Genomic DNA, 3,880 nt, shown 5'->3' on the forward strand with positions numbered 1-3,880 from the left:
GTGAAGATCACCGGCAAGGTTCGCCCGCGTCCAGCCGGCGCCACCAACGCCAACATGGCGTCCGGCATGATCGAAGTCCTCGGCTACGAGCTGGAAGTGCTGAACGAATCGGAAACCCCGCCGTTCCCGCTGAACGAGTTCTCCGATGTCGGCGAAGAAACCCGCCTGCGCTATCGTTTCCTTGACCTGCGTCGCCCGGAAATGGCCGAGAAGCTGCGTCTGCGTTCGCGCATGACCACCAGCATCCGTCGCTATCTGGACGAGAACGGCTTCCTCGACGTCGAAACGCCGATCCTGACCCGCGCCACCCCTGAAGGTGCTCGCGACTACCTGGTGCCGAGCCGTACTCACGCCGGATCGTTCTTCGCCTTGCCGCAATCGCCACAGCTGTTCAAGCAACTGCTGATGGTGGCCGGATTCGACCGTTACTACCAGATCGCCAAGTGCTTCCGCGACGAAGACCTGCGTGCCGACCGTCAGCCTGAGTTCACTCAGATCGACATCGAAACCAGCTTCCTCGATGAAAAAGACATCATGGGCCTGACTGAAGGCATGATCCGCAACCTGTTCAAGGAAGTGCTGGATCTGGAATTCGGTGAGTTCCCGCACATGACCTTCGAAGAAGCCATGCGTCGTTATGGTTCCGACAAGCCGGACCTGCGTAACCCGCTGGAACTGGTGGACGTTGCCGACCAACTCAAAGAAGTCGACTTCAAGGTATTCAGCGGCCCGGCCAACGACCCGAAATGCCGTATTGCCGCTTTGCGCGTTCCAGGCGCGGCGAGCATGCCGCGCAAGCAGATCGACGACTACACCAAGTTCGTCGGCATCTACGGTGCCAAGGGCCTGGCGTACATCAAGGTCAACGAGCGCGCCAAAGGTGTCGAAGGCCTGCAGTCGCCAATCGTGAAGAACATTCCTGAAGCCAACCTCAACGTGATCCTCGATCGCGTCGGTGCGGTTGACGGTGACATCGTGTTCTTCGGTGCCGACAAAGCCAAGATCGTTAGCGAAGCCCTGGGCGCGCTGCGGATCAAGGTAGGTAACGACCTGGACTTGCTGACCTGCAAGTGGGCGCCAATGTGGGTCGTCGACTTCCCGATGTTCGAAGAGAACGACGACGGCAGCTTCAGCGCCTTGCACCACCCGTTCACCGCGCCGAAGTGCACGCCGGAAGAACTGGAAGCCAACCCGGCGACCGCTCTGTCCCGTGCCTACGACATGGTTCTGAACGGCACCGAGCTGGGTGGTGGTTCGATCCGTATCCACCGCAAGGAAATGCAGCAGACCGTATTCCGCCTGCTGGGTATCAACGAAGCGGAACAGGAAGAGAAATTCGGCTTCCTGCTCGATGCCCTGAAATACGGCGCACCGCCACACGGTGGCCTGGCCTTCGGCCTGGACCGTCTGGTGATGCTGATGACCGGCGCCCAGTCGATCCGTGAAGTGATCGCCTTCCCGAAAACCCAGAGCGCGGCAGATGTCATGACGCAGGCACCGGGTCAGGTGGATGCCAAGGCATTGCGCGAATTGCACATTCGTCTGCGCGAAACGCCAAAGGCTGAGTAAGGCTGACCGCAAAGGCGCATCCTTTTGGGTGCGCCTTTTCTTTAGGTCGAGATTTTTTGTTGCTGGCCGACACTGTGTGGGGCGGGCAATGTTTCAAAGATAATTCGGAGCGAGTTATGGCGGGTCATTCCAAGTGGGCGAACATCAAGCACCGCAAAGAACGTCAGGATGCCAAGAAGGGCAAGATTTTCACCAAGTGGATTCGTGAACTGACTGTTGCTGCCCGTCAGGGCGGCGGTGATCCGGGCTCCAACCCACGCCTGCGTCTGGCGCTGGACAAGGCCCTTGGCGCGAACATGAGTCGCGACATCATTGATCGCGCGGTCGCACGCGGCGCCGGTGCTGCCGACACCGACGACATGGTCGAATTGAGTTACGAAGGCTATGGGCCTGGCGGTGTGGCGGTGATGGTCGAGTGCATGACCGACAACCGTAATCGCACTGCCGCTGCTGTACGTCACGCGTTCAGCAAATGCGGCGGCAACCTCGGCACCGACGGCTCTGTGGCGTATCTGTTCGAGCGCAAAGGGCAGATTTCCTTCGCGCCAGGGGTTGATGAAGACGCGCTGATAGAAGCGGCCATGGAAGCTGACGCCGATGACGTGGTCACCCACGAAGATGGCTCGATTGACGTGTTCACCTCCTTCGCTGGCTTCTATTCCGTACGCAATGCGCTGGAAGCGGCCGGTTTCAAGGGTGACGACGCAGAAATCGTCATGCTGCCGACCACCAGTGCCGAACTGGACCTGGAAGGCGCCGAGAAGGTGCTCAAGCTGATCGACATGCTCGAAGACCTGGATGACGTGCAGAACGTCTATTCCAATGCCGATATACCAGAGTCGGTGGCTGCACAGCTCGGTTAAGGGTGACTAAGATCAAGTGTGGGAGTCAGCTCCCACATTGGTTATTGGCTGTATTGAAGTGCTCTTACCTAACCCGCAGGCGTTATGACTTTAATTCTTGGTATCGACCCCGGTTCGCGTATTACCGGTTATGGCGTGGTGCGCGATACCGGGCGTGGCTGTGTGTACGTGGCGTCGGGCTGCATTCGCACGGGTTCGGGAGAATTGCATGAGCGTCTGCAGATCGTTTATCGCGGCGTGCGCGAAATCATCCAGACTTACGGCCCGGTCACCATGGGCATCGAAAAGGTGTTCATGGCGCGCAATGCCGACTCCGCGCTGAAGCTGGGGCAGGCGCGCGGTGCTGCGATCGTCGCCGGTGCCGAAGAAAGCCTGGAGATCGCCGAGTACACCGCAACCCAGGTCAAGCAGGCAGTGACCGGCACCGGCGCGGCGAATAAAGAACAGGTGCAGATGATGGTCATGCACATGCTGAAATTGACCAGCAAGCCGCAAATCGACGCATCTGACGCTCTGGCCATTGCCATCTGCCATGCTCACACCCGTTCCAGTTTGTTGCCCCATGGCCTGGGGACGGCACGCAGTCGTGGCGGGCGCTTGCGTCTCTGATAGCATCAGCAGTCTTTTTTATGGAATGAGGTTCGTCGTGTCTGTGTCGTCGACGCGGCCCCTTGTTCTGTTCGTCGCCAGACATTGATCTGGCCAACGCTCAAGGATCTGAAACGTGATTGGACGCTTGCGCGGCACMCTGGCTGAAAAACAGCCGCCGCACCTGATTCTGGATGTAAACGGTCTGGGGTATGAGCTGGAAGTGCCTATGACCACGCTGTATCGCCTGCCGTCGGTCGGTGAACCGCTGACCTTGCACACCCACTTGGTCGTACGCGAAGACGCGCAGTTACTCTATGGTTTCTTCGGCAAGCGTGAGCGAGACTTTTTCCGCGAGCTGATCCGTCTCAACGGCGTAGGGCCGAAATTGGCGCTGGCGTTGATGTCGAGTCTGGAAGTCGATGAACTGGTCCGTTGCGTGCAGTCTCAGGACACCTCGGCGCTGACCAAGGTGCCGGGCGTGGGCAAAAAAACCGCCGAACGTTTGTTGGTGGAACTCAAGGACCGCTTCAAAGCCTGGGAAACCGTACCGGCGATGTTCGCCCTTGTGCCAAACCAGCCGGGTGGGCCAGATGCGTCGGCTCCGATCGCCACCGCCGAAAATGACGCGGTCAGCGCGTTGATCTCCTTGGGCTACAAGCCGCAGGAGGCCAGTAAGGCGATTTCTGCAATCAAGGAGAAAGGTTTGAGCAGTGAAGACATGATTCGTCGTGCCCTGAAGGGAATGATTTAAGTGATTGAAGCTGATCGTCTGATTACCGCCGCGCCCGCTCCTCGGGATCGCGAGGAAGTCCAGGACCGGGCGATTCGTCCTGTCAGCCTGGCCGAATATATAGGCC

At 58.9% G+C, this 3,880-nt stretch carries 4 protein-coding genes; all 4 read left to right on the plus strand.

From position 1 onward, the window contains the following. A partial coding sequence (gene aspS, locus AC1DRJ_RS21045; RefSeq protein WP_477803841.1) for an aspartate--tRNA ligase occupies positions 1 to 1,569 on the plus strand: 1,569 nt, incomplete at its 5' end. 116 nt (positions 1,570 to 1,685) lie between these two features. Continuing rightward, positions 1,686 to 2,432 (plus strand): YebC/PmpR family DNA-binding transcriptional regulator, encoded by a 747-nt coding sequence (locus tag AC1DRJ_RS21050; RefSeq protein WP_027922936.1) that lies wholly within the window; start codon positions 1,686 to 1,688, stop codon positions 2,430 to 2,432. A gap of 84 nt (positions 2,433 to 2,516) precedes the next feature. Continuing rightward, entirely contained in the window at positions 2,517 to 3,041 is a 525-nt protein-coding gene (gene ruvC, locus AC1DRJ_RS21055) for a crossover junction endodeoxyribonuclease RuvC (RefSeq protein WP_007945844.1), read from the plus strand. Positions 3,042 to 3,156: 115 nt separating this feature from the next. Further along, positions 3,157 to 3,774 (plus strand): Holliday junction branch migration protein RuvA, encoded by a 618-nt coding sequence (gene ruvA / locus AC1DRJ_RS21060; RefSeq protein ID WP_477803842.1) that lies wholly within the window; start codon positions 3,157 to 3,159, stop codon positions 3,772 to 3,774. Positions 3,775 to 3,880: the final 106 nt, after the last annotated feature.

This window comes from Pseudomonas sp. P5_B2, assembly GCF_056400445.1.